The following is a 245-nucleotide window of genomic DNA, read 5'->3' as shown; positions in this document are numbered from 1 at the left end:
GGCACCGTGGAGCTGGACAACCACGGCAATGAATCCATCGGTGAATACCGCTTAGGGGCCAGCTTACAAGTGAACAGTCCTCTGGGCTTAGGCGATCGGTTCGACCTGCGCGCTCTCGGCTCCGACGAAGAGCAAGTGTTCTTCCGCGCTCAGTACCAACTGCCCGTAGGCCCCTGGGCCACCAACATCGGGGCGGCCTACTCCGACATGGACTACGAACTGGGCGGTAACTTCGAAGACCTTGA

The 245-nt window shown here is 60.0% G+C and carries 1 protein-coding gene; it reads left to right on the top strand.

The window, feature by feature from the left end:
* The coding region (locus Q4563_RS21800) for a ShlB/FhaC/HecB family hemolysin secretion/activation protein (protein WP_303606023.1) at nt 1–245 on the top strand (245 nt) is incomplete at both ends.

Source organism: Gilvimarinus sp. 1_MG-2023 (assembly GCF_030548285.1).
The sequence above is the reverse complement of the archived record's forward strand: the minus strand, read 5'-3'. Positions and strand labels throughout refer to the sequence as shown.